This window comes from Nocardioides sp. SYSU D00038 (assembly GCF_016924665.1).
Taxonomy (GTDB): domain Bacteria; phylum Actinomycetota; class Actinomycetes; order Propionibacteriales; family Nocardioidaceae; genus Nocardioides.
The window spans coordinates 28,871-53,661 of sequence record NZ_JAFFJT010000017.1 but is presented as its reverse complement, the minus strand read 5'-3'; the positions used below and the strand labels follow the sequence as shown (position 1 = coordinate 53,661).

Annotated in this window: 19 protein-coding genes; 7 read left to right on the top strand and 12 right to left on the bottom strand. The window is 72.5% G+C overall.

Annotated features, from left to right (window positions below; genetic code table 11):
• Positions 1–44 precede the first annotated feature (44 nt).
• Positions 45–377, top strand: coding sequence for a TfoX/Sxy family protein (locus JT721_RS10915; RefSeq protein ID WP_205473168.1), 333 nt, complete (start codon positions 45–47; stop codon positions 375–377).
• 3 nt (positions 378–380) lie between these two features.
• Here JT721_RS10915 and JT721_RS10910 read toward each other — a convergent pair whose 3' ends face one another.
• The 4 genes from JT721_RS10910 to JT721_RS10895 all read right to left on the bottom strand — a co-directional run bounded on the left by JT721_RS10910 (position 381) and on the right by JT721_RS10895 (position 3,847).
• The gene (locus tag JT721_RS10910) at positions 381–1,676 is read right to left on the bottom strand and encodes an Nramp family divalent metal transporter (protein WP_205473167.1); all 1,296 of its coding nucleotides are present in this window, start codon (positions 1,674–1,676) and stop codon (positions 381–383) included.
• Entirely contained in the window at positions 1,673–1,843 is a 171-nt protein-coding gene (locus JT721_RS10905) for a hypothetical protein (protein WP_205473166.1), read from the bottom strand. Before JT721_RS10905 ends, JT721_RS10910 begins: the two co-directional genes overlap by 4 nt.
• A gap of 52 nt (positions 1,844–1,895) precedes the next feature.
• Positions 1,896–2,471, bottom strand: coding sequence for a TIGR03086 family metal-binding protein (locus JT721_RS10900; protein ID WP_205473165.1), 576 nt, complete (start codon positions 2,469–2,471; stop codon positions 1,896–1,898).
• A 185-nt stretch (positions 2,472–2,656) separates the two neighbouring features.
• Complete coding sequence (locus tag JT721_RS10895; protein WP_205473164.1) at positions 2,657–3,847, bottom strand: MFS transporter; 1,191 nt, start codon at positions 3,845–3,847, stop codon at positions 2,657–2,659.
• A gap of 127 nt (positions 3,848–3,974) precedes the next feature.
• Between JT721_RS10895 and JT721_RS10890 the strand changes: the two genes are divergently transcribed.
• The 3 genes from JT721_RS10890 to JT721_RS10880 all read left to right on the top strand — a co-directional run bounded on the left by JT721_RS10890 (position 3,975) and on the right by JT721_RS10880 (position 8,574).
• Complete coding sequence (locus JT721_RS10890; RefSeq protein ID WP_205473163.1) at positions 3,975–4,829, top strand: NAD(P)H-binding protein; 855 nt, start codon at positions 3,975–3,977, stop codon at positions 4,827–4,829.
• Positions 4,830–4,970: 141 nt separating this feature from the next.
• Complete coding sequence (locus JT721_RS10885; protein WP_205473162.1) at positions 4,971–5,894, top strand: DMT family transporter; 924 nt, start codon at positions 4,971–4,973, stop codon at positions 5,892–5,894.
• Positions 5,895–6,018: 124 nt separating this feature from the next.
• Complete coding sequence (locus JT721_RS10880) at positions 6,019–8,574, top strand: hypothetical protein (RefSeq protein ID WP_205473161.1); 2,556 nt, start codon at positions 6,019–6,021, stop codon at positions 8,572–8,574.
• 352 nt (positions 8,575–8,926) lie between these two features.
• Here the strand turns inward: JT721_RS10880 and JT721_RS10875 are convergent, their stop codons facing one another.
• Together JT721_RS10875 and JT721_RS10870 are read right to left on the bottom strand one after the other, a co-directional pair.
• A complete protein-coding gene (locus JT721_RS10875; protein ID WP_205473160.1) occupies positions 8,927–10,990 on the bottom strand; it encodes a hypothetical protein in 2,064 nt (687 codons plus the stop codon).
• A gap of 55 nt (positions 10,991–11,045) precedes the next feature.
• The gene (locus tag JT721_RS10870) at positions 11,046–13,010 is read right to left on the bottom strand and encodes a clostripain-related cysteine peptidase (RefSeq protein WP_205473159.1); all 1,965 of its coding nucleotides are present in this window, start codon (positions 13,008–13,010) and stop codon (positions 11,046–11,048) included.
• Positions 13,011–13,298: 288 nt separating this feature from the next.
• Between JT721_RS10870 and JT721_RS10865 the strand changes: the two genes are divergently transcribed.
• Entirely contained in the window at positions 13,299–16,928 is a 3,630-nt protein-coding gene (locus JT721_RS10865) for a (Fe-S)-binding protein (RefSeq protein WP_205473158.1), read from the top strand.
• 215 nt (positions 16,929–17,143) lie between these two features.
• Here the strand turns inward: JT721_RS10865 and JT721_RS10860 are convergent, their stop codons facing one another.
• The 6 genes from JT721_RS10860 to JT721_RS10835 all read right to left on the bottom strand — a co-directional run bounded on the left by JT721_RS10860 (position 17,144) and on the right by JT721_RS10835 (position 23,157).
• Complete coding sequence (locus JT721_RS10860; protein WP_205473157.1) at positions 17,144–17,416, bottom strand: hypothetical protein; 273 nt, start codon at positions 17,414–17,416, stop codon at positions 17,144–17,146.
• A gap of 10 nt (positions 17,417–17,426) precedes the next feature.
• Positions 17,427–19,154, bottom strand: a complete 1,728-nt coding sequence (locus JT721_RS10855; protein WP_205473218.1) for a sodium:solute symporter family protein — start codon at positions 19,152–19,154, stop codon at positions 17,427–17,429.
• 182 nt (positions 19,155–19,336) lie between these two features.
• The gene (locus JT721_RS10850; protein ID WP_205473156.1) at positions 19,337–20,191 is read right to left on the bottom strand and encodes a sugar transferase; all 855 of its coding nucleotides are present in this window, start codon (positions 20,189–20,191) and stop codon (positions 19,337–19,339) included.
• Positions 20,188–20,982 (bottom strand): hypothetical protein, encoded by a 795-nt coding sequence (locus JT721_RS10845; protein WP_205473155.1) that lies wholly within the window; start codon positions 20,980–20,982, stop codon positions 20,188–20,190. Before JT721_RS10845 ends, JT721_RS10850 begins: the two co-directional genes overlap by 4 nt.
• Entirely contained in the window at positions 20,979–22,166 is a 1,188-nt protein-coding gene (locus JT721_RS10840) for a glycosyltransferase (protein WP_205473154.1), read from the bottom strand. Before JT721_RS10840 ends, JT721_RS10845 begins: the two co-directional genes overlap by 4 nt.
• Positions 22,167–22,176: 10 nt before the next feature.
• Positions 22,177–23,157: an NAD-dependent epimerase/dehydratase family protein gene (locus JT721_RS10835; RefSeq protein ID WP_205473153.1), complete on the bottom strand. Its 981-nt coding sequence runs from the start codon at positions 23,155–23,157 to the stop codon at positions 22,177–22,179.
• A 252-nt stretch (positions 23,158–23,409) separates the two neighbouring features.
• Here JT721_RS10835 and JT721_RS10830 point away from each other — a divergent pair, with 252 nt between their 5' ends.
• The gene (locus JT721_RS10830) at positions 23,410–23,940 is read left to right on the top strand and encodes a pilus assembly protein HicB (RefSeq protein ID WP_240340550.1); all 531 of its coding nucleotides are present in this window, start codon (positions 23,410–23,412) and stop codon (positions 23,938–23,940) included.
• 25 nt (positions 23,941–23,965) lie between these two features.
• Positions 23,966–24,790 (top strand): DUF4097 family beta strand repeat-containing protein, encoded by an 825-nt coding sequence (locus JT721_RS10825; RefSeq protein ID WP_205473151.1) that lies wholly within the window; start codon positions 23,966–23,968, stop codon positions 24,788–24,790.
• Position 24,791 lies beyond the last annotated feature (1 nt).

Below are 24,791 nucleotides of genomic sequence, written 5' to 3'. Positions count from 1 at the left end.
GCCACCCCTCGACGGACGTCGGCGCGTGCTGCCACGCTGCCGCCATGGCGTACGACGAGGAGCTGGCCGAGCGGGTGCGCGGGGCCGTGTCCGGGCACGGCCCGGCCCAGGAGAAACGGATGTTCGGCGGCCTGGGGTTCCTGCTCGGGGGACACCTGGCGGTGTGCGTGAGCGACGAGAGCAGCCTCCTGGTCCGGGTGCCTGCACCCGACCAGGCGGCGCTCGTCGCGGCCGACGGCGTGGAGCCGATGCGGATGGGCGAGCGCACCTCCCGCACCTGGGTGCGGGTCGACGAGGAGGCTCTCCGCGACGACGAGGCGCTCGCCGCGTGGGTCGCGCGCGGCGTCGCCGTGGTCACCGCCCTCCCGCCGAAGTAGCGGTCACCACCAGGAGACGTACGGCGCCAGCTGGTTGCGGATCTCGTTGACCGCCAGCGCGAGGAACAGCACGGCACACAGCGCCATCAGGCCGTTGGAGAGCCACCGGTTGCGCCACTCCCGCGGCACCTCGGTGCCGGCGGGCGCCGAGCGGCGGTTGAGCAGGATCAGCAGCGTGATCGCCAGGAACGGCATGAAGACCGCGCCGAGCGTGCCGTAGGCCAGGATCAGCCCGACCGGCTCGTCGAGCAGGAGCAGCAGCATCGGCGGGAAGGTCAGCCAGAGCATGTAGGCGCGCACGTAGCGGCCGCCGGTGCGGGTGGCGGGGTGGCCGGTCGGCAGGTCGCGCAGGTTGCCCCAGAAGTCGGCGAACATCAGGCTGACCCCGCTCCACACCCCGATCAGGGACGTGAACGACGACGCCCAGAACCCCACCAGGAACACGGTGCCGTAGACCTCGCCGTAGCGGTCGGCCAGCACGTCGGAGAGCTGCACCAGCGCCTGGTCGCCCGACTCGGCCGCGATGCCGGCGGAGTAGTACAGCTCGGCGCCCACGACGAGCATCGCGGTGACGAAGATGCCGGTGACGGCGTACGCGACGGCGTTGTCGATGCGCATCACCCGCATGAACGGCACCGAGTCCCAGCCCTTCTCGCGCAGCCAGTAGCCGTACGCCGCCAGGGTGATCGTGCCGCCCACGCCACCCGCGATCGCGAGGACGTTGATGATCGAGTCGTCGGGGAAGACCGGCCGCAGCCCGGTCACGACCTCGCCCAGGTTCGGCACGGTGAGCACCGCCGCGCCGACCACGGTCACGAACATCACGCCCACCAGCGCCGTGATCACCTTCTCGAAGGTGGCGTAGGACCCGAACCAGACCAGGGCCAGCCCGACCAGGCCGGTGACGACCGCCGTCCAGCGCAGCGACAGGTCGGCGTCCGGGAACAGCGCAACCACCGGCAGCGCCGACGACGACATCGCGGTCGCGCCGTAGACCAGTCCCCACACCGCGATGTAGGGCGCGAAGTACCACGTCGTCCAGGGCCCCAGGCTGCGCCAGCCCTCGAAGATCGTCCGCCCGGTGGCCAGGGAGTAGCGGCCGGCGCCCTCGACGAGCACGACCTTGATCACCGCGCCGAGCACGACCACCCACAGCAGCGTGTAGCCGAACTTGGCGCCGGCCACCAGCGTGGCGACCAGGTCGGCGGCGCCGACGCCGGTGGCCGCCACGACGAGTCCGGGGCCGACGACCTTCCACCGGGGTGGGCGCGTGGTGGTGGTCGGGTCGGCGGCGCTCACCGCCGCACCTCGGTGAGCGACGGCAGGGTGCCCGGGTCGTCGGGCACGTCGGAGTCGTCGCCGGACAGGGCACGGACGACGAGCCAGGTGCCGACCACCAGGCCGAGGACGACGAACGCGGCGGCGACCCAGCGGGAGGGGACGCGACGACGGGCAGGTCCGGTCATGGCCGGACCTGTACCCGGTCGGTCGCGGGGTGACTCCGGCCGGCGCCCCGGGTCAGGCGCTCGGCGGGGCCCAGCCCGGGTCGCGCCCGATGAACCCGACCAGCCGGTCCTGCACGGGCGCGTCGGCGGAGACGGCGACCCGGGCGCCGTACTGCCCGCTGGCGCGGAGCACCTCGTCCATCGGCTCCATGCCGGCCAGCAGCGCGGCGGCACGCTCGGGGTCGAGGGTGTCGTCCTGGCCGGTGGCCCGGGCGAGGTCCCAGGTGTGCATGAAGACGTCGGCGGTGAAGAACCTGCTGACCGCCTCCGGCAGCGGCACCTCGCCGATGTGGGGGTTGCTCAGCACCCGGTCTGCCGTGGCCGGGTCGGCGAGCAGCCCCGCGACGGCGTCCGCGAGGTGCCGCCAGGCGCCGGCCGGGTCGGCGTCGACCGAGGGGCCGGTCGGCAGGTCGACGCCGGCCCCCGCGGAGAGGAACGACGGGAACCACTCGACCAGGTGACGCACGACGTCGCGGGCCCGCCACTCGGCCACCGGCGACGGCGCGTCCCAGTCGGCGACGCCGTCTGCGACGGCCGTGAACCGGTCACCGACCTCGGCGAACTCCTGGGCGGGGGTCTGCTGCTCCACGGGTGCTCCTTCGTCGTCGTACGCCTGTCGAGGATGGACCACCCGCACCGCCCGGGCTCATCGCCGGACCAGACCACCGCACCCGGTCGCCCACCCGACCTCTCGGCCAGAACCTCGACTTCTCGGCCGGAGTTCTGGCCGACAGGTGCGGGTTTCCCCGGTGCACCGGGGAAACCCACCCCCCCTCACGCCAGCTCGCGCTCCTCGCCCACCGGCACCAGCGCGACGGCGACGACGGGGAAGAGGGCGGCGAGCGCGAACGTCCACGAGAAGCCGAGGTGGGCGACGGTGAGCCCGGCGACGGGCGGCACGACGGAGGCGGCGAGGTACTGGGCGGTGTTCTGCAGCCCCAGCGCCCGGCCCGACCAGAACGGCCCGGCGCGCTCGGCGACCGCGGTGAACGCCAGCCCGTTGTCGGCGACCGTCACCACCGTCGCGAGCACCACGAGGGGTACGGCGACCGACCAGTCCTGCCCGGCCGCCACGCCGAGCAGCGCCATCAGCACGGCGGCCGCGACGGCGACCCAGCGCAGCGGTCGCATCCGACTGGCGACCACGTCGGAGAGCTGGCCGGCGGCGATCCGGCCGAGGGCCCCGGCGACCTGGGCCACCGCGACCAGGGCGCCGGCCGCAGCGGCCGACCAGTCGCGGTCCTGCACCAGCCAGACCAGCGCGAAGGTCCACACCACGAACTGGGGCACCACCAGGAGCACCGAGACGCCGTGGATCCGGGCGAGGTAGCCGTTCTCACGGTAGGGGTTGGCGGCCGCGCCCGAGCGCGGGTCGGGTCGTGGCGGGTCGGCGACCACGAGGGCCACCACCACCGCCGCCAGCGTGCACGCGACCACCGGCACCCACAGCGCGGCCTGCGGCCCGGACCGCTCGGCCACGACCGCCATCGAGATCGCGGCCACGCCGACGCCCACGGGCTGCGCCATCTGCCGCACCCCCATCGCCAGTCCGCGTCGCCCGACCGGGAACCAGCCGACGACGACCCGGCCGCTCGCCGAGCCGGTGCTGGCGGCCGCGAGCCCGGCCAGGAAGAGCACCACCGCCAGCGGTACCACGCCGTCGACCAGCACGCCCGCCACGCCCAGCACCGCCGTCGCCGTCAGGCCGGTGAGCAGCACCAGCCGCTCGCCGCGCCGGTCGGTCAGCAGCCCCCAGGCGACCAGCCCGCACATCACGCCCAGCGTCGGCATCGCGGCCACCACCCCCGCCCGGGCCAGGCTCAGCTCCTGCCGGTCGTGCAGGGTCGGGATGAGGAACGCCGGCCCGTGGATCATCACCGCGGCCGCGGCCTGCGCCAGCGTGCTCGCCGCGAGCATCGACCACCGCCGGGCGGTGCCGATCTCGGCGGGCGCGGTGGCGGTCACCGACCCATTCAACGGCGCGCCCGCGGGGTCGCCGCGCCACGTCCCGCTGCGTGGGCAGGGGCCCCTTCCCCACAGCCAGCGCAAGAACCGTCGGAACAACCGGCACCAGGACGGGGTTGGCCCCGGCATGGAGATCTTGCTCACCGGAGGAACCGGACACATCGGATCGGCGGTGCTCGTGCGGCTGCTCGCCGTCGGGCACGAGGTCACCGCGGTCGTGCGCAGCGACGACGCGGCCGCGGCCGTCAAGGAGCTCGGCGCCCAGCCCCTGGTCGGCGACGTGTTCGACACCGACTGGCTGCGCGGCCAGCTCGAGACCGTGCAGGGCGCGATCCACACCGCCGCCGGCGGCGACGAGCGCGACGCCACGCTCAACGAGAGCGTCGTGTCGGCGGCGCTGGCGGCGTTCGCCGGCACCGACAAGCCGTTCGTGCACACCGGCGGGATCTGGACCTACGGCAACAACTCCGACATCACCGAGGACTCCCCCGCCGACCCGATCCCGTTGACCGCGTGGCGGCTGGCCGACGAGGAGCGGGTGCTCGCGGCCGACCTGCGCGGCTCGGTGATCCGGCCGGCGGTCGTCTACGGCGGCGGCACCGGCATCCCGTCGCTGATCGCCGGCTCGCCGCGCGACGAGTCCGGTGCGCTGCGGCTGATCGGCACCGGCGAGCAGCACTGGACCACCGTCCACCGCGACGAGCTGGCCGATCTCTACCTCCGCGTCCTCGACCAGCCCACCGGCGACCTCTACGTCGGCGCCAACGGCACCAACCCCACGGTCCGCGAGCTCGGCGAGGCGCTCGGCCCGGTGGTGCCCGGCTCGGCCGAGGAGGCCGCCGAGCGCGTCGGCGCGCCGTTCGCCGAGGCGCTGCTGCTCGACCAGCAGGCCAGCGGCGCCAAGGCCCGCGAGCTCGGCTGGCAACCCTCGGCGCCCAGCCTGGTCAATCTGTTGGCGCGCGGCTACTCCGACGCGTCATGATGCGCGGGTGACCCACCACCTCGTGCTCCCGCCTCCGGCCTGAGGCCGGAGCCCCACCACCGGCCGCGTCCCGACGGACGTGGCCGGTGGCCTGCGTGCTCCAGACGACCCACCCGTCTGTCCTGAGTCGAGGAGCACCTCGTGCACACCACCCCGTCACACTCCCGCAGCGGCCTGCTGCAGATCTCCCTCGCCGGCGTCCTGTGGGGCACCGGCGGTCTCGGCGTCGAGGTCGTCCGCGACCACGCCGACCTGTCCGTCGTCACCATCAGCGCCTGGCGGATGGGCCTGGCCGCCGTCGTGCTGGTCGGCGCCGTGCTCGTGCTCCGCCGCTCCGGCGCGGTGCTCGCGCTGGTGCGGGCCCGCCCCGGCCAGGCGGCCGCCGTCGGCGCCTGCACCGCGGCGTACCAGGCCCTCTACTTCGGCTCGGTCGTCACCGTCGGTGTCACCGTGGCCACCGTGGTCAGCCTGGGCCTGGCGCCCGTCGTGCTCACCGTCGCCGAGGCGGTCGCCGGACGCCGGCGCCCCGGCGCCGACCGGCTGGCCGTGCTCGCCGCGGCGCTCGCCGGCCTGCTGCTGGTGAGCTCGACCGCGGGGCTGGGGGCCACCGGCCCCCACCCCGTCGCGGGCGTGCTGCTCGCGGTGGCCTCGGGGTCGGCGTACGCCCTGGCCACGGCGCTCGGCCGCCCGCTCGCCCAGGGCACCACCCCGCTCGCCCTCACCACGGTGACCACCACGGTGGGCGCCGTCGTGCTGCTGCCGCTGGCGCTGGTCTCCGGTGGCAGCCACGCGACGACCGACCCGGTGGCGGTGGCGGTGCTGCTCCACCTCGGGGTGCTCACGATGGCGCTGGCCTACGGGCTGCTCTACGCCGGGCTGCGCACCACCACCGGCTCGGCCGCCGTCGTCGCGACCCTGCTCGAGCCGGTCACTGCCGCCCTCGTCGCCGCGGTCTGGCTCGACGAGCGCATCGGCGTCCTCGGCACGGTCGGCACCCTGCTCATCCTCGCCGCGGTGGCGGGGCTGGCTCGTCGTCCGGTGGTGGCCCTGGCCGATAGTCCGTGACGTTTGGGCCCCTGGAGGCGTTGAACGAGGACCCGAACGTCACGGACTACCGCGCCCCGTCCCCGCTGTGGACACGAACGTGAATCCGTGTCAGGTTCGTCGGCAGCAACCGAGGAGGAGTGCCATGGGTGAGCGCGTCCCGTCCCGTCGTCGGCCGCGGCTGAGGATGCTGGCCACCACCCTGGTCGCGGGCGGCGTGGTCGTCGCCGCGCTGCAGCTGCCCGGGGGTGACGCGGAGCGCGAGGGCGGACTCGGCAGCATGTACCGCGCCGCCACCGACGCGCGGCACGCCCAGGCCGAGGCGGCCGCCACCAAGAACGACCTCTCCCGTGGCGGGCAGACCGGCAAGGACGTGCAGGACCCCACCACCGCCGCCGAGCGGGCCGCCAACGCGGCGTACGTCGCCGCCCAGCGCCGGCTCCCCGACCCCAGGATCCGCCCCACCTCGCTGCGGGCGCCGCGGACCCCGCGGCCCACCGACCGCTACGCCATGGCCGACGGCTGCTACACCCTGGCGGCCGGGGCCGGTGTCCACGTGGTGCGCTCGGGCGCCGGGCTCGCGGCCGCCGCGGTCACCCGCAACCGGGCCACGCCGTTCTTCTTCAAGGCCACCGACCTGGGCGACTACCTGCTGCACGGCGTCAAGCGCGACCTGCTCACCCGCAAGGGCGCCGCGGTCACGCTGCCGGCCGCGCCCAGCAACGCCGCCGTCTGGACCGTCACCACCCGCGGCTCCGGCAAGACGATGCGGTTCGCCCTCCGCAACGGCGACGGCTGGCTGGCCCGGGCGGGCAGCAGCGTGGTCGTGGCCGCCACCCCGACCTGGTGGGACCTGCGGACGACCGCCGGCTGCGCGGCGTACCCCGAGGCCGGCGTCGACGTCACCGGCGCACCCCACCGCGGCGTGACGCGCTACCAGGAGGTCCGCGGCTACGTCGACGGCCACACCCACGGCATGGCCTTCGAGTTCCTCGGCGGGCGCGCCCACTGCGGCAAGCCCTGGGACCGGTTCGGCGCGCCGTACGCCCTGCGCGACTGCCCCGACCACGAGGCCACCGGTGGCTACGGCGCGCTGCTCGAGACCGTGCTCTCCGGCGAGCCGTCGCACGACCCCGTCGGCTGGCCGACGTTCAAGGACTGGCCGGCCCCGGAGTCGCTCACCCACGAGGGCACCTACTGGAAGTGGCTCGAGCGCTCCTGGCGTGGCGGGCAGCGGCTGTTCGTGAACCTGCTCGTCGAGAACAACAAGCTCTGCCAGATCTACCCGCTGAAGAAGAACTCCTGCGACGACATGGACTCCATCCGCCTGCAGGCCAAGGACATGTACGCCCTGCAGGACTACATCGACGCCCAGTACGGCGGGCCCGGGCGCGGCTTCTACCGGATCGTCACCAACCCCTTCCAGGCCCGCAAGGTGATCAACAGCGGCCGGATGGCGGTGGTGATGGGCATCGAGACCAGCGTGCCGTTCGGCTGCACGATGAAGGTCGACCGGCCGCAGTGCACGATCGCCGACATCGACCGCCAGATGGACGAGGTGCACCGCCTCGGGGTGCGCCAGATGGAGCTGGTCAACAAGTTCGACAACGCGCTCGCCGGCGTTGCCGGCGACGAGGGCGCGACCGGCGTCGTCGTCAACGCCGCGAACTTCCTCGAGACCGGCTCGTTCTGGGACATGGAGCACTGCGCGCCGGCCGACGGTGAGTCCCACGACCGCAACCAGTTCGCACTCGGCGGCATCGACCCCCAGCAGCAGGACGCGCTGTTCGGGGCGATCGGCAGGCTGCTGGACCTCGAGAACCTCGGCCTGCCCAACGTCGCGATCCCGCTCTACGGCAAGCCCGACCACTGCAACAGCCGCGGACTCACCACGCTCGGCAAGCACACGATCGAGCAGCTGGTGAAGCGGAGGATGATCTTCGACCCCGACCACCTCAGCGTGAAGGCCCGCAAGAGCGCCCTCGACCAGATCGAGCGGCTGCGCTACCCCGGCGTGATCTCCAGCCACTCCTGGGCCACCCCGGACAGCTACCCGCGCGTCTACCGCACCGGCGGCTTCATCACGCCGTACGCCGGCGACTCCTCGGGCTTCGTCGAGAAGTGGCGCCGACACCTCGGTTGGGCCGACAAGCGCTACTACTACGGCATCGGCTACGGCGCCGACATCAACGGCCTCGGCGCCCAGGGCGACCCCCGCGGTGCCGACGTGAAGAACAAGGTGACCTACCCGTTCCGCGGCATGTTCGGGCAGACCGTCCACCAGCAAACCGCGGGCCAGCGCCGGTGGGACATCAACGTCGACGGCGTCGCCCAGTACGGCCTCTACCCCGACTGGATCGAGGACCTCCGCAAGGTGGCCGGCCGCGACGGCGCCGCGATCGTCGACGACATGTCCCGCGGCGCCGAGGCCTACCTGCAGATGTGGGAGCGCTCGCAGGGCATCCGCCCCGACTCCTGCCGCAACCCCGCCTTGCGCAAGCGCTGGTCGACCGTCACCCGCCTGGTGCGGCGCGGCATGAGCACCGTGCGCGTGATGCGCGCCGTCGGCCAGCCCTACCAGCGCCTCGGCCGGACCTACCGGTTCTGCGCCAAGAACAAGCGCGGCGGCAAGGTCACCGTCAAGGTCGTCCTCTCCCCCGGCGGCAAGGTCACCGCGGTCAAGAAGGTCCGCCGGCCCTGACGGCGCGGGGCTGACCGCCGGTCGGAACGGGGGGCTCTCGGCTCACCGGGTCTCGACCTCGCTGGCGCTCGCTGCTCGACCACCGGCGCTGGTTTTGAGGTGCGAGCGAGCCTCGAAACCCTCGCACCCGAACGCCCTCGGTGGGGACGGGAGGGCTGTCGTCATACGGGGTCTCGAGGCTCAGGCCTAGCGGCCTTCGCACCTCGACCAGCGCCCAGCACCGGAGGGCTCCCGGCGCACTGGGTCTCGACGACGCTCGCTGGCGCTCGCGGCTCGCCCTGCGGTGGGTGCCCACCGCGGCCGGCGCCGCCCCCGGGTGACCGGGGACGGCGCCGTACGGGGTGCAGTCGGCTCAGAGCGTGCTGACCAGGGTGTTGATCATCAGGTTGTAGTCGTCGATGAGCTGCTGGTCGTTCTCCATCGCGCCCTGGTTGTAGAGGCCGAAGGCGGTGACGCCCATGCCGTCCTGGCGGACGAAGTAGAACGCCACGCCCTCGACCGGGATCGCGCCGCCCTGCTGGGAGGCGAGCAGGCCGCGGTAGAACAGCCGGTGCGCCGAGACGAGGGAGGAGGTCGGCAGGGCCAGGGCCTCGGGCTCGGTGATCTCGAGGTCCTGGATGCCGATGCTCTGCAGTGCCTCCAGGTTGGCGGTGATCAGGCCCTCGGCGTTGGCGCCGGTGGTGAGCTGCACCGCGAACTCGCCCTTCTGCGAGCCGGCGACGGCGAAGCCGCTGCCGTCGTTGAAGGTCTCCTGCCAGCCGTCGGGGAGCAGGAAGCCGATCCCGGCCCCCACCTCGACCACGCCGGCACCGGTGTCGCCACCGTCGACCGGCGGCTCCGTCACGTCGCCACCGTCGGTCGGGGGCTCGGTGACGTCGCTGTCGGTGTCGGTGTCGAGGTCGGTGGTGAACGTCGCACCAAGCGCCTGCAGCCCGCCGGAGCCGAGGAAGCTGCTCGGGGCGGCACCCTCGGACACCTCGTCGTCGGGCGTCGGGCCCGGCACGTCGGCCGGGTCGGGGGCGGGCTCGGTCTCGGGACCGGCACCGACCTCGGGGGCCACCTCGATGGGGGCGGTCGGCGGCTTGAGCTCCTCGCTCGCGGCGGCCGCGGCCGCCTGGCCGACCAGGCCGCCGAGGGCGATCACGGCGACGACGCTGCCCACGACCAGGACGGTCTTGCTGTTGTCGCGCGGCGCCGGCTGGCCCGGGAGCGGCACCGAGGTGGCCGGGTCGGCGTCGTCGGTGCGGTTGCGGGTGCGGGTCACCTTGCTGCCGGCGCGCACCGAGGTGCCGCAGGCGACGCAGAAGTTCGCGCCGCCGAGCAGCGGCATCTCGCAGGTGGGGCAGTGGGCGGTGCCGACGGCGCTGTCCTTGAGCACGGTGCCGGCGCGAGCCGACTCGAGGGCGGCCTCGATCACCGCGAAGTGGAGCAGGTAGCGCAGCCGGATGATCAGGGCCGCCGCGACGAGCGCGCCCCAGACGAGGCCGAGGATGGCGCCGGTCCGGCCGTCGACCTGGCTGGCGGCGTAGAGGCCGCCCTGGAAGACGACCAGCGCGAGGACCGCCTCGGCGAGGCCGCGCCAGTAGCCGCGCTTGAAGCCCTCGTAGCCCGAGCCGATGCCGGAGAAGCCGGCCAGCGCGATGCCGGTCGCGGCGCCGTAGACGATCGGCTTGACGATCGCGGCGGAGAGGACGAGCGAGACCCAGAAGCCGGCGTCGGCGTCGTCGATGTGGCCGAAGCTGCTGAAGAGCGCGCGGTTGACCACGATGGTCTCGGCGGCGGCGAACGCCGCGCCGGCGGCGACACCGAAGGTGAGCGCGTCGATGAGGTCGTCGAACTGCGGGCGGGTGGAGAGGAACAGCGGCCCCACGTGCTGGAGCAGCAGCCCGACGACCGGCACCAGCAGCACCAGGGTGAGCAGCGTCCGCCAGTCGACGCCGACCCCGTCGCCGAGGTCGCCGGCCTTGAGGGTGTCGCCGAGGATGCCGGCGTGCCACAGGAACGTGAACCCGACCCCGAGCGCGGCGGCGGCGACGATCGTGCCGATGACGACCGGGACCGGCTGGTCCTCCCACTCGTTGACGTCGTACATGTAGACGACGTAGATCGCGGGCACGACGAGCGCGGCCGCGACGAACGCGAAGGCCAGGAAGCCGAACAGGCCGGCCAGGACGGGCACGAGGATGCCGAGGGCGAGCGCCCACCGGTAGGTCTGCGGTGCGGTGCCGCTGGCCAGCGGCATCAGCGAGCTGACCATGTTGAACGAGAAGACCGGCTCGCCGGTCTGCAACGCGAAGCTCTCGCGCCGCTCCTCGCCGGCACCGTTGCCGGGTCGGAGCTCGGCGCCCGTGAACGCGTCGAAGCGCGCGCCGGGAATCGCCGGCTGGGCGCCGGGGGTGTCAGGACTGGTGGTCACCGGTTCTTCTCCTTCATGGGGATGTGCTGATCAAGGAACGGGGCAGCGGGAGACCTCATCGGACCCGCTCCGAGACGAACGCGCCGTCGTACTCGCCGGACGCGTCACCCGCCACGACTCCCATCTCGAACGGGAAGCCGGACGAGAGCTTGGCGAAGCCGACCTGCATCTGGTCGTTGATGCGGATCGACTGGTCGGACAGCTGGCGGCTGAACTGGCCGCTGCTGCGCACGAACAGGTAGGGCGTGAGCGTGCCGCCGTCCTGGAGCTCGATGGGGGCGGCGCTGTTGTTGGAGACGTCGACGACGGAGATGCTCTCGATCCGCCCCTCGCTCGACAGCAGCACCCGGAACCCGACGTCGGACGTCGCGCCGTCGGGCGTCGTGTACTGGGCGAGGAACGACCCGACGAGACCGCCGGACTGGGCCTGGTACGCCGAGCTGACCGGGACGATCTTCTCGCCGTCGGTGAGCGCGGTGACCGAGTAGTCCCAGACGCCCTGGACCTTGCCGACGCCGCCGGCGTTGAGGTGGGCGGGCAGCGCGATGACGAGCGCGTCCTCGCCGCCCATCCGGCCGAACACCTGGGTCTCGGTGTCGACGACGCGCTCGGCGCCGCCGTCCTGGAGCTGGCCCTCGATGAGGATGCCGTTGGGGTCGGCCTTGACCACCTCGGCGGTGCCGGACGTGAACAGCACGCCGCCGGAGGCGTCGGGCGACTCCACGCCCTCCTCGAGGAAGGCGGTGAGGAACCGGTCCCAGCCGGCGGGGGCGGTGCCGTCGTCGAGGTAGCTGCCGACGTAGCGCGGGTTGGTGGGCAGGTAGACGTTCATGCCGGTCGCCTGCTCGGTGGCCCGACCGGTCACCTGGTCGAGGACGGCGGCGTCGAGGGCGGCGAACGCCGCGTCGCGGGCGACCGCCACCTCGTCGGGCAGGTCCTCGAGGTGGCGCAGGAAGTCACCGAGGTCGACGAGGTCCCAGGAGTCCTCCTCGCCGGGGATGCCGAGCACGAACTCGAGCGCGTCGGCCCGGGCCTTGGCGACCGACAGGGCGATCTCGTCCATGTGCGCGACCGCGGCGTCCGCGAAGGCCTCCATGGCGTCGTCGACCCGGGCCATCTGCTCGGAGCTGATCGACGACATGGCCGCGAGGTCGCGGTAGGTCTGGCCGCCCTGGCTCGCGACCTCGTCGAGGAAGACGCCGTAGCCGTCGATGAACGCCTTGCCGACGTCGGCGGCGCTGCCGTTCTCGGCCATCGCCGGCAGGCCCTGCGGAGCCACGGGGTAGCCGATCATCAGCTCCTCGCTGGCGGCCTGCACGTCGGAGAGCGGCGCGAGCGCGGAGTTGACCTCGTAGGACGCCATCAGGCAGGCGGCGTGGAAGATCAGGTCGAACTTGTCGAGGTCGGCGGCCTGCAGGCCGGCGGCGATGCCGCTGCGGATCTCGGCGATCGACATGCCGTCGGTGCCGGGCGGACCCACGTCGATGTAGCCGCCCTGGTAGCCGGCGCCGTGGTCGAAGAGGGTGAGGCCGTACTTGTCGGCCGGGAACCGGTCCTTGCTCTCCTCGATGAAGCTGGCGAGGACGTCGGGCCGGCCCATCGAGATCTCGCCGAGGTCGCGCAGCTCGTTCCAGCGGCCGCCCTCGAGCTGGATCAGCTTCGCCGTGGTGAACAGGTCGAGGCCGGGGATCCGGGTGACCGGGGCGCCCGCGACGCTGTTGTCGGGGAAGTCGACCAGCGCGACGACGTTGACGTTGCTGGCGTCGGGCACGGCGGCGAGGTTGGCGAGGTTGCGCGCCATCTGCTCGGCGACGTTGCTGGTGTCGCCGACGGCGTAGATCATCATCGTCCAGTCGGCCGCGTCGCCCTTGGCGGTCTTGACCGCCGCGGGGGCGGCACCGACCGCGGGACCGGTGCCGGCCGAGACGACGACGGGGACGGCGGCGGCGACGAGCGCGGCCGCCGTGGCGGCGATGAGGGAGGTGCGGCGGCGCGCGGTGGTGGCGTCCCGTCGACTCACGGGGGTCTCCTTCTTGGGCCGAGTACCCGGTTGAGAGTGGGGATGTCCGTACTGACGGCTGCCCAAGTGTGCAGCCACGGAGCGGTCGGGTCTAGGTGATTCGAGCAATGTGGGACGCATGTCCCAGCCCTCCGGTTCCATCCGGGACACATCCGGGACGACACGCCGAAGTTACCGACGGGTAGGATGGATCTCACGCGGGTAACGAGCGTCCGTCCCGCGCGCTGGTCATAGGCTCGGCCTGCCCCGTCCGTGGCAGACGGGTCGCCACCTGGAGGAGATCGCCCGATGCAGATCGTCGCCGTTGTTGTCTCGCTGGCCGTCACCGCGGTGGCGCTCGCGTACGTCGTCCTGGCGGTCCGCAGCATCCTGGGGGTGGTCCGCCTCGGACAGCCCGACCAGAGCCGCACGGGCAACCCGGTCGGGAGGACCCTGACCATGCTGCGCGAGACGATGCTGCACACGCGGATGCTCCAGTGGACCTGGGTCGGCATCATGCACTGGTTCGTCTACGCCGGCTTCATCGTGCTGAGCTCGGCGGTCGCCGCCGGCTACGTGCAGCTGTTCAACCCCGACTTCGCGCTGCCGGTCATCGGCCACTGGTTCCTCTTCGAGTGGGTGAGCGAGGGCCTCGGCCTGCTCTCGACGATCGGCATCGTCTTCCTCATCATCCACCGCCAGCGCCACCACCCCCGGTCCGAGGGCCGGGGCAGCCGGTTCTTCGGCTCGACGTTCTGGCAGGCCTACTTCGTGGAGGCGATGGCGCTCCTCGAGGGCTCCGCGATCCTGTTCATCCGCGGCGCGGAGTACAACCTCGGCAAGCTCGAGAGCGCCCACCCCGAGGACTTCGACCGGTTCCACTTCCCGATCAGCTCGGTGGTCGGCGACGCCCTCTACCCCAACGTCGCCGGCTCGGAGGCGTCGCTGGAGAACATCATCGTCGTCATCGCGATGATCAAGATCCTGCTGGCGATGGCGTGGCTGATCGTGATCAGCCGCAACCTGACGATGGGTGTGGCCTGGCACCGGTTCACCGCCTGGTTCAACATCTGGTTCAAGCGCGAGCCCTCCGGCCGGACGGCGCTCGGCGCTGCCAAGCCGCTGCTGTCGGCCGGCAAGCCGGTCACGCTCGACGACATCGACGACCTCGACGAGGACAGCCGGCTGGGCGTCGGCTCGGTCGAGGACTTCTCGTGGAAGGGGATCCTCGACTTCACGACCTGCACCGAGTGCGGTCGCTGCCAGAGCCAGTGCCCGGCCTGGAACACCGAGAAGCCACTCTCGCCCAAGCTGCTCGTCATGGGGCTGCGCGACGCGGCGTACGCCCACGCGGCGGCGCCGTCGGTGGAGGGCGAGGGCGACGGGACCACGCGGACCCTGGTCGGCAAGACCGACGCCGACGCCAGCGCCGGGGCCGGCGCCGAGGTGACCGACTGGTTCTACAACCCGCCCGGCGGCGACTTCGTCATCGACGAGGACGTGCTGTGGTCGTGCACCACCTGCGGCGCCTGCGTGCAGCAGTGCCCCGTCGACATCGAGCACGTCGACCACATCGTCGACATGCGTCGCTACCAGGTGCTGGTCGAGTCGAACTTCCCCACCGAGCTCAACGGCCTCTTCAAGGGCTTGGAGAACAAGGGCAACCCCTGGAACATGTCCGCCTCCGCGCGGATGGACTGGGCCAAGGACCTGCCGTTCGAGGTCAAGGTCGTCGGCGAGACGGTCGAGTCGCTCGACGAGGTCGACTGGCTGTTCTGGGTCGGCTGCGCCGGCGCCTACGAGGACCGCGCCAAGAAGACCACGCGCGCGGTCGCCGAGCTGCTCGACCTCGCCGGCGTGTCGTTCGGAGTCCTCGGCAACGGCGAGACCTGCTCGGGCGACCCCGCCCGCCGCGCCGGCAACGAGTTCGTGTTCCAGGGTCTCGCGCAGCAGAACGCCGAGGTCTTCAAGGAGTACAAGGTCAAGAAGGTCGTCTCGACCTGCGCCCACTGCTTCAACACGCTCAAGAACGAGTACCAGCAGTTCGGCGTCGAGCTCGAGGTGGTGCACCACACCCAGCTGCTCAACCGCCTGGTGCGCGAGGGCCGGCTGACGCCCGTCGGCGACGGCGCTGGCGCCCACAAGCGCTCGATCACCTACCACGACCCCTGCTACGTCGGCCGCCACAACGGCGTCTACTCGCCGCCGCGCGAGCTGCTGCAGGTGCTCCCGGGCGCGGAGTACGTCGAGATGGAGCGCAACAGCGAGCGGTCGTTCTGCTGCGGCGCCGGCGGTGCCCGGATGTGGATGGAGGAGAACCTCGGCGAGCGGATCAACGTCAACCGCACCAACGAGGCCGTCGGCACCGGTGCCGACCAGATCGCGGTCGGCTGCCCGTTCTGCCGCGTGATGCTCTCCGACGGCCTGACCGCGGCGCAGTCGCGTGGCGAGGCCCGCGAGGAGGTCGAGGTCCTCGACGTCGCCCAGATGCTGCTGGCGTCGGTCAAGGGCGAGATGGCCACCAAGCTCGCCCCGGGCGCCGGTGCGGCGAACGGATCGGCGAACGGGTCGTCGCCGGCGGCGGCACCGGCGGCGGCCCCGGCGGCGAAGGCCCGTCCGACCGACGACGACGTCGCGACCAAGGCCGAGCCCGAGGCGGGCGACGAGACGATCACCGACGACACCGTCACCGAGACCGCCGACGCCGGCCCGGCCGCCAAGGCCTCGGGCGGCTCGTCGCTGTTCGACGACCCGGCCGAGTCCGAGACCGCCGCGCCGGGCAAGGCGCCCGCCGAGGAGGCGAAGGCCGCCGAGCAGGCCGGGGGCTCGCTGTTCGACGACCCCTCGTCGCTGTTCGACGGCCCCGGTGACACCACGCCCTCGGCGAAGGCCGAGTCGGTCCCCGAGAAGAACGCCGAGACCGCCGCGGCCGAGTCCGAGCCCGCGGCCGACCCGGCCGACGAGCTGGGCAGCGGGGGCTCGCTCTTCGACCTCGGCGGCGACAGCGCCCCGGCGGAGCCGGCGCCGAAGGCTGCGGAGCCGGCATCCGAGGCTGCCGAGCCGGCGGAGGCGTCCGCCGCCCCGACCGCCGACCTGGGCTCGGGCGGCTCGCTGTTCGACCTGCAGGCCGACGAGCCCGCACCGAAGACCGAAGCGGCTTCCCGGTCCGAGGAGCAGACCGACAAGGAGGTCGAGCCCGCGGCTGCGCAGGTGGAGGCCGAGGCCGCCAAGCCCGCGCCCGCCAAGCCCGCGGCCGACCTCGGCTCCGGCGGCTCGCTGTTCGACATCGCTGCCCCCGAGCCGGTGCCGGCAGAGACCGAGGCGAAGGCGGTCGAGCCCGAGACGTCCGAGCCGGAGCCGACGGCCGAGCCCGAGGCGGAGGCCGCGCCCGAGGAGAAGCCGGAGGCGGCCACGGAGGAGCCGCCCGCGACGGCCCCTGCGCCGGCGTCGACGATCCCCGAGGGCGGGTCGCTGTTCGACATCGAGGCCCCGGCTGCCCCGGTGGCCAAGGCGGCGGAGTCCCGCCCGGAGCCGGAGCCGGCGTCCGAGCCGGAGTCCGAGTCCAAGGCCGAGCCGGAGCCGAACGCGGAGCTCGAGCCGACGACCACCTCCGGAGCGGACCTCAGCGCGGCGGCCACCGCCGCGGCGAACGGCGACGCCACCCCGGACCCGGAGTCCGCAGCAGACGCCGAGCCTGCCGAGGACGCCGCTTGGGCAGAGTCGGAGGTCGACGCCGAGGACGCCGAGGAGGTTCAGGCAAGCGAGCCCGAGCCCGAGGACGAGGCTGACGAGGCTGACGAGGCTGAGGAGGACGACGGAGCCGACGAGGACGAGCCGGCCCAGCCGAAGCAGTCGTCGAAGCCGGCGTCCTCCGGCGACGCGCACGCGCCGAAGACCGACGTCGACCTCACCGAGGGCGGCTCGCTGTTCGACCTCTGAGTCGCGATCCGGCCGGACTTCTCGGCCAGAACCTCGACCTCTCGGCCAGAGTTCCGGCCGACAAGTGAGGGTTTCCCCGGTTCACCGGGGAAACCCTCGCCACCCCGCTCGCGCAGCCCCACTTGTCGGGCAGTTCTCGATGTTGTCGGGCACGGCAACGCCCGACAACTCGGGGAACCCGGTCGACCGGGGATTCCAAGCCCCTAGCAGCGGCCTCAGCCAGCCGCGCCCTCGTCGTGCGTGCTCTCGGGCACCACGACGGGCCGGAGGCGCGCCCAGAGCAGGAACCCGATGCCGACGGCGAGCAGGGCCAGACCGGCCCACAGGTTCGCGTTGACGTCTCCGGTCTTCTCGAGCTCCTTGTCGCCGAAGAGCCCCATCAGCGTGAGGATCACGCCGTAGGCGGCGAGCAGGCCGCCGATGATGTTGCGGATGTCGAGCACCCCGGCGGTGTGTCGGCGGGTGGGTGCCTTGGTCGGTGCGGGCATCTCGGGCTCCTCAGAACACGGCGTTCAGGGCGATGACCAGCACCAGGGCGATGCCGGCGAGGGGGAGGGTGCGGCGGTACCAGGGGAACGACGCCTCCTCGGCGTCGACCAGGTCCTCGCGGGGGGTCTCGGAGTAGACGAGTCCCTTGAGCTCGGAGGCCGGCTTGGGCTTGGTCACCAGCGAGACGACGATGCTCAGCACCACGTCGACCACGAACGCGACCGACGCCGCGAGGAACGCCGCGCCCTGGCCGCCGATCGGGATCAGCCCGGTGCTCGCAGAGCCGAACGCGTCCTCGGAGAGGAACGCGACCACCACGGCCGAGGTGGTGCCGGCGACCAGGCCGACCCAGCCGGCGGTCGCGGTCATCCGCTTCCAGAACATGCCGAGGATGAAGGTGGCGAAGAGCGGGGCGTTGAAGAACCCGAACAGGGTCTGCAGGTAGTTCATGATGTTCGAGAAGTTCGACGCCAGCGAGGCGGTGAAGATCGCCACCACCGTCGCGACCACGGTCGCCACCCGGCCGACCCTCAGGTAGTAGTCGTCGTCGCGCTCCTTGACGACGTAGCGCTCCCACAGGTCGTAGCTGAGCACGGTGTTGAACGCCGAGATGTTCGCCGCCATGCCGGCCATGAACGCCGCCAGCAGGCCGGCGATCGCCAGGCCCAGCAGGCCGTTGGGCAACAGGTCGCGCATCAGGTAGAGCAGGGCGTCGTTGTAGGCCACCCCTTCGCCGGAGGCCCCGCCGGCCACCGTCTCCCCCGCCTTCACGTCGGCGATCTCGTTGACGAGGACGGCGGCGATCATGCCGGGCACGATCGTGATGAACGGGACGAACATCTTGGGGAAGGCACCGATGATCGGGGTCTTGCGCGCGGCGGAGATGGAGTTCGACGCCATCGCGCGCTGCACCTCGACGAAGTTCGTCGTCCAGTAGCCGAAGGAGAGCACGAAGCCGAGGCCGAAGACGATGCCGACGACCGACCAGATGTCGGAGCTGAACCCGGACAGCGCGTTGCCGGGCCAGGAGTTCAGCTGCTCCGCTGCGGTCGCGGTGTCGGGGTTGTCGGCGGCCGCCTGGGTGATCTTGTCGGTCAGCCCGTCCCAGCCGCCGACCCGGTGCAGGCCGAGCAGGGTGAGCGGGAGCAGCGAGGCGACGATCACGAAGAACTGCAGCACCTCGTTGTAGATCGCCGCCGAGAGCCCGCCCAGGGTGATGTAGGAGAGGACGACGACCGCGGCCACGACCAGCGCCACCCACAGCGACCAGCCGAGCAGCGCGCGGATGATGGTGCCCAGCAGGAACAGGTTGATGCCGGCGATCAGCAGCTGCGCCACCGCGAACGAGACGGCGTTGACCAGGTGGGCCCCGGTGCCGAACCGGCGCAGCATGAACTCCGGCACCGACCGGACCTTGGAGCCGTAGTAGAACGGCATCATCACGACGCCGAGGAACAGCATCGCGGGGATCGCGCCCACCCAGAAGTAGTGGACCGTCGGCAGCCCGAACTCCGCGCCGGAGGCCGACATGCCCATGATCTCGACGGCGCCGAGGTTGGCGGAGATGAACGCCAGGCCGGTGACCCACGCGGGCAGCGAACGGCCGGAGAGGAAGAAGTCGATCGAGTCGGAGACCTGGCGCCGGGCCAGCACGCCGATGCCGAGGACGACGCCGAAGTAGAGCAGGACGATCAGGTAGTCGACCGCCCCGGCGTCGATGATCGTGTCCGACGCCAACGGCGCGACGGCGGTGGTCAGTCCCGCTCCCGAGCTCACCATGGAAGCCCCTTCCGAGGTCGAACGGGTCCACGGGACCCGTGACCTCGGGCGGACAGGTCGGTGGCTCCCGGGGCCGTGCCGACCGATACCCAGCGCCTCCGCGGGTCACACCCGAACGGGTGGCCGGGAGGTTCCGGGGGTCAGCCGGACTGGCCGGCCGCCTGCGGGGCGCCGGCGACGCCGCTGGGGACGTGCAGGCTGGGCGCGATCTCGGTGACGTGGGTGACCTCGGGGACCTCGACGACCGGCGCCGGCTCGGCGATCACGATCGGCTCGGTGGCGACCTCGATCCGCGGGCCGCCGGCAGGGGGCGCCAGCACGACGTCCAGCGGCGCGCCGCCGGTGCGCTTCTCGACCTTGGCCAGCACCTCCGCGTGGGTCAGCGGCCGCTTGATGCCGATCGCGATGAGCACGGTGAGCAGCAGGATCTCGAAGTCGAGCAGCAGCGAGTAGTCGCGCAGGCTGCCCTTGCAGTAGGAGATCTCGAGCTGGAGGCGCTCCTCGTCGGTGAGCGCCGCCCGGCCCACCAGCTGGGTGGGGCCGGTGAGCCCGGCCTTGGTGAGGAACCGGCCCTCGGCGTAGGGGTACTCCTCGACCAGGCACTCGATGACGTTCTCGGGCAGCGGGCGGTTGCCGATCAGGCTCATCTCGCCGCGCACGACGTGGAGCAGCTGCGGAAGCTCGGTGACGCCGCAGCGCTCGAGGGCGCGGCCCACCTTGGTGTAGAGCGGGGAGTCCGGCGGGATGTTGAGGAAGCGGACGTTGTCGTCGACCGGCACCGTGGAGCGGTTGACCAGCTCGGCGGCGTTCTTGACCATCGTGCGGAACTTCACCAGGCGGATGGTCCGACCCGGCGACACCCGCCGCATGGAGCGGTAGAACACCGGCCGTCCGGCGAAGACCAGCACCGCCAGCATGCTGACGAGCAGGGTCGGCACCCACGCGACCGCAGCCAGGGTCACGAGCACCAGGTCGAACGCGCGCTTGAGCTTCATCGGGATTCCCCTGCCTTCTCCTCCGCCGGAGCACCCGGTCCGACCGCGCGGCGACCTTGCGCGTCACGGACGACCGGGGTGGGGCGGAGAACGAGTGACGCACCACGGGTGAACAACCACGCCCGCGCGTCGAGCCCGACCACGCGGGACGACGAGCCACCGAGGCTCGCCTTCTCGACGTGGGCGGCGAGCCGCGCGTACGAGGTGTGGAGCCGGTGCCAGGGCCGACGGCGCTCGGTCTGTTCGACCAGGCGTCCGGGGTAGAGCACCGAGAGCTCCACGGCGGGGCGGCTCGCGAGCCGGTCCCGCACGTCTTCTTCGACCAGCGCCTTCCAACCGCCGTAGTAACGGCGGTCCGCGCCCGGCGCGAGGGCGATCACGGTGGAGACGAGCACGACGTGCACCGGCGCACCGGCGGCGGCGTCGACGACCGCCTCGAGCAGCGCGAGGTCGCGGGCGACCCGCTCGGCCTCGGCGGCGGTCTCGGGCTGGTCGGGGTGCACCGGGCCGAGCGCGCAGACGTGCACGGCGAGGCGGGCGTGGCCGGCGGCGGCCAGCGTCGCGGTGTCCGGGCCACGCAGCACGGTCGCGCCGAGCTCGGCCAGCGCCGCGGCGTCTGCGTCGTCGCGGGCGACGACGTAGGCAGGGGTCCCGGCGGCGAGCGCCCGAGCGACCAGGGCCCGGCCCAGGCGGGTCTTGGGGCCGAGCACGACGACGGCCGGCGCGCCGGTCGCCGGTCGGCTCGCGACCGCGGCGTCCATCGGTGTCTGCACCTGGTCGGAGGTCGTCATCGCGCCACCCGGGTCAGGATCGCCTCGAAGCGGTCGGCCGAGCCCTGCAGCGCGAACTCCGCCTCGGCCAGGCGCCGCGCGGCGGCCCCGAGCTCCTCGCGCCGCTCGGCGTCGCCGAGCAGCTCGACGGTCCAGTCGGCGGCCTCGTCGAGCGAGGACTCCAGGGCGGGCAGCACGCAGCCGTCGACCTGGTCGATGAGCTGCGCAGCGAGGTTCTCGGCCGGCATCAGGCCCAGCACCGGTCGGCCGGCGCACAGGTAGGAGAGCGTCTTCGACGGCACCGAGAACGCGCCGGCGGTCTGGTCGAGCAGCACCACCAGCAGGTCGCCGGAGCCGAGCACCTCGGGCAGGCGCTCGTAGGGCTGGAACGGCAGCAGCGTGACGGGTACGTCGAGCCGGGCGGCCTCGTCGCGGATCAGCTCGACGGCCGGCCCCTCGTTGACGACCACCAGCCGCACCGGCTGGCCCCGGTCGATGACCCGGCGGGCCAGGCCGACGAGCAGGCCGGGGTTGTGCTTGAGCCCCAGGGTGCCGGAGTAGAGGATCGTGCGGGTGTCGTCGAGCTGCTGCTCGACCGCCCAGTCGTTCTTGCGGTCGACGGGGTAGATCTCGTCGAGCGGCGCCCAGTTGGGGATCACGCTGACCTTGTCGGCGGTGCCCCAGCCCTCGTGCACCGGGATGAAGGAGTCGGCGATGGCGACCACGGCCGCGGCGCGGCGCGAGGCGAACTTCTCGCCGGCCTCCACGCCGGCGGCCACCAGCTGGTAGTGGCGCGAGAGCTTGGCCCCGGCGAACGAGCGGACCGCGATGGAGTAGACGTCCTGGTGCCACAGCACCCACGGGATGCGGAAGACCACGGCGAACACGGCGAACACCGCCAGGGTCGCGGTCTGAACGTTGGACATCAGCGCCACGTCGGGCCGGACCCGGCGTACGTGCCGGGCCAGCTCGAAGCCCTGGGTGACCTCCTGGACGAGGCGACGCGCGAACGACTTGTGCGCGACCTGGCCGCGCCCGATCGAGTCGAAGGTGATGGTCTCGCCCGGCTGCGCCACGAGGTGCCCCTTCCCCGAGACGTACAGCTCGGAGTAGGAGTGCGTGACCGAGTGGCCGCGGCGGGCCAGCTCGCGGCTCAGCTCCACCTGGAAGGGGTGGCCGCTGTAGTCGTGGACGAGGATGCGCAAGGTCGTTGCCTCAGCCCTGCGAACGCTTGACCTGGTCGTAGACCCAGGCGTAGGTCGACGCGAGGCCGTCGGCGAGGCTGATCGAGGGCTCCCACCCGTAGGTGGCCTGGATCTGCGTGTTGTCGGAGTTGCGGCCGCGCACACCCTGGGGCGCGTCGAGCTTGTAGTTGCGCTCGCAGCGGATGCCCGCGATGCCCTCGACGATGTCGACGAGCTGGTTGATCGAGACCAGCTCGGAGCTCCCGAGGTTGACCGGCTCGCCGCTGTCGCCGGCGAGGATCATCTGCGAGCCCTGCACGCAGTCGTCGATGTACATGAAGCTGCGGGTCTGCTCGCCGTCGCCCCAGATCTCGATCTCGTGGCGGCCGGAGATCTCGGCCTCGGCGATCTTGCGGCACACCGCCGCCGGCGCCTTCTCGCGCCCACCGGTCCAGGTGCCCTCGGGGCCGTAGACGTTGTGGTAGCGCGCGACTCGGGTGGTGAGCCCGAAGTCCTCGGCGAAGTGGCGGCACATCCGCTCGGTGAACAGCTTCTCCCAGCCGTAGCCGTCCTCGGGCATCGCCGGGTAGGCGTCGGACTCCTTGAGCGCGGTGATGTCGGTGTCGGTCTGCTTGTCGGCGGCGTAGACGCAGGCCGAGGAGGAGTAGAAGTAGCGCTCGACGCCGTGCTGCTGCGCGGCCTGGAGCATGTGGGTGCTGGTCAGCACCGAGAGCATGCAGAGCGCCTTGTTGTTCTCGATGAAGCCCATGCCGCCCATGTCGGCGGCGAGCATGTAGACCTCGCGCGCGCCCTCGGTCTGGGCCAGCGCGGCGTCGAGGTGGGACAGGTCGGCCTGGACGTTCTCCACGCCCTCGTGCACCTGGTACCACTCGTCGAACGGCTTGACGTCGACGGAGCGCACCGTCTTGCCCTGCCGGACGAGGTCGGCGACCAGGTGACCGCCGATGAATCCGCCGCCGCCGGCGACGAGGACTTCGACCTCACGACCCATGTGAGTTGTTCCCTTCGGATCGGACCGTGGTTCGGGAGGGTGGGGGGCGACGGTCCGACGCACACCGTGAAACTTCCAACGACAGCCTCTCGCACAAGTCACTCCTGGGTCACATTTTTCGGAAGAAGTTAAAGAGGCCGTTACAGGAACACCCCGCGCGCCGCCCGCCGGACTCGCTGTGACGGCACCGCGACATCGGACTGACGTCACTTGGGCTTGTAGTGACGTCAGAATGGTGTCACAGTGGTGCGCATGGACATCACTCCCTACGTCGAGGGCCTGCGCCGCGACCTGGTCGCCGCCGCCGAGTCGGCGGGACCCGAGGTCCGGGCCGCCGCCGAGCGCCTGGCCTTCGCCCTCGACCCCGCGGCCCGCCTGGCGCTGATGGAGGCGATCAGCCAGGCCGCCGCCGAGATCACCGCCGAGATGCCCGCCGGCGGCGTCGACGTCCGGCTCGCCGGGCGCGCGCTCGACTTCGTGGTCGACGTCGCGCCGCCGCCCCCTCCCGCGCCACCGCCGCCGCCGGAGCCCCCGGCCGCGGAGGAGGCGGACGACGGCGGCGTCGCCCGGGTCACGCTGCGCCTTCCCGAGGCGGTCAAGACCCGGGCCGAGGAGCTGGCCCAGCGCTCCGGCAGCTCGCTCAACACCTGGCTGGTCTCCGTGGTCCGGCTCGCGACCCGTGACGACGCCGCCGCGCCCGGCGTCGACCTCGACCTGTCCAGCATCGCGTTCCTCGGCACCGACGACCGGCACGGCCGGCGCCGGATGACCGGCTGGCTCTGACCCACACCACCGAAGGAGAAGCAGCATGCAGACCTACGACTTCGCCACCCCCAGACCGGTCGAGCTCTTCGTCGAGATCGGCGCCGGCTCGGTGCGGGTGCGCGCGACCGGGACCGCCACCACCCGGGTGGAGGTGACGGGCCGCCACGAGGACGACTGCGTCGTCGAGCAGCGCGGCGACGTCGTGGCGGTGACGATCCCGCGCGGCCGCCGTGGACTCTTCGATCGTGACGGCTCGCTGCAGGTGGAGGTCGCGCTGCCCGAGGGCTCCGCCGTGACCACCCGGCTGGGCAGTGCCGACCTCGCGATCACCGGGCCGGTGGGCGAGGCCACCCTGCAGAGCGGCTCCGGCGACGTCCACGCCGAGCGGCTCGGGGGCCCGGCGCTCGTGCAGACCGGCTCGGGTGACATCACCGTCGGCGCCGCCGACGGCGAGCTGCGGGTCAAGAGCGGGTCCGGCGAGGTCCGGCTCGGCCGCACCACGGGGTCGGTGGTGGTGTCCACCGGCAGCGGCGACGTCTCCATCGAGGCCAACGACGCGACCGCCGTGGTCAAGACCGGCAGCGGCGACCTGCGGCTGGGCGAGCTCGGCCGGGAGGCGCAGTTCAGCAGCGGCAGCGGCGACCTGCGCGTCGATCGCGCCGCCAGCGGTCGGATCACCGCCAAGGGCGCCTCCACCGACGTCCGGGTCGGCATCCCGGCCGGCACCCCGGTGTGGACCGACATCTCCAGCGTCACCGGGCGGATCCAGTCGACGCTGCGCGGCACCGGGCAGCCGGCCGAGGGCGACGAGCACGTCGAGGTCCGGGCCACCACCGTGAGCGGCGACGTGTCGCTCCTGGAGGTGTGAG

Excerpts from the sequence above, each read along its gene's own strand:
- JT721_RS10830 (WP_240340550.1), top strand. The coding sequence starts at position 23,410 with ATGGACATCACTCCCTACGTCGAGGGCCTGCGCCGCGACCTGGTCGCC.
- JT721_RS10860 (WP_205473157.1), bottom strand. The coding sequence starts at position 17,416 with ATGCCCGCACCGACCAAGGCACCCACCCGCCGACACACCGCCGGGGTG.
- JT721_RS10890 (WP_205473163.1), top strand. The coding sequence starts at position 3,975 with ATGGAGATCTTGCTCACCGGAGGAACCGGACACATCGGATCGGCGGTG.
- JT721_RS10825 (WP_205473151.1), top strand. The coding sequence starts at position 23,966 with ATGCAGACCTACGACTTCGCCACCCCCAGACCGGTCGAGCTCTTCGTC.
- JT721_RS10835 (WP_205473153.1), bottom strand. The coding sequence starts at position 23,157 with ATGGGTCGTGAGGTCGAAGTCCTCGTCGCCGGCGGCGGCGGATTCATC.
- JT721_RS10915 (WP_205473168.1), top strand. The coding sequence starts at position 45 with ATGGCGTACGACGAGGAGCTGGCCGAGCGGGTGCGCGGGGCCGTGTCC.
- JT721_RS10905 (WP_205473166.1), bottom strand. The coding sequence starts at position 1,843 with ATGACCGGACCTGCCCGTCGTCGCGTCCCCTCCCGCTGGGTCGCCGCC.
- JT721_RS10845 (WP_205473155.1), bottom strand. The coding sequence starts at position 20,982 with ATGACGACCTCCGACCAGGTGCAGACACCGATGGACGCCGCGGTCGCG.
- JT721_RS10850 (WP_205473156.1), bottom strand. The coding sequence starts at position 20,191 with ATGAAGCTCAAGCGCGCGTTCGACCTGGTGCTCGTGACCCTGGCTGCG.
- JT721_RS10865 (WP_205473158.1), top strand. The coding sequence starts at position 13,299 with ATGCAGATCGTCGCCGTTGTTGTCTCGCTGGCCGTCACCGCGGTGGCG.
- JT721_RS10880 (WP_205473161.1), top strand. The coding sequence starts at position 6,019 with ATGGGTGAGCGCGTCCCGTCCCGTCGTCGGCCGCGGCTGAGGATGCTG.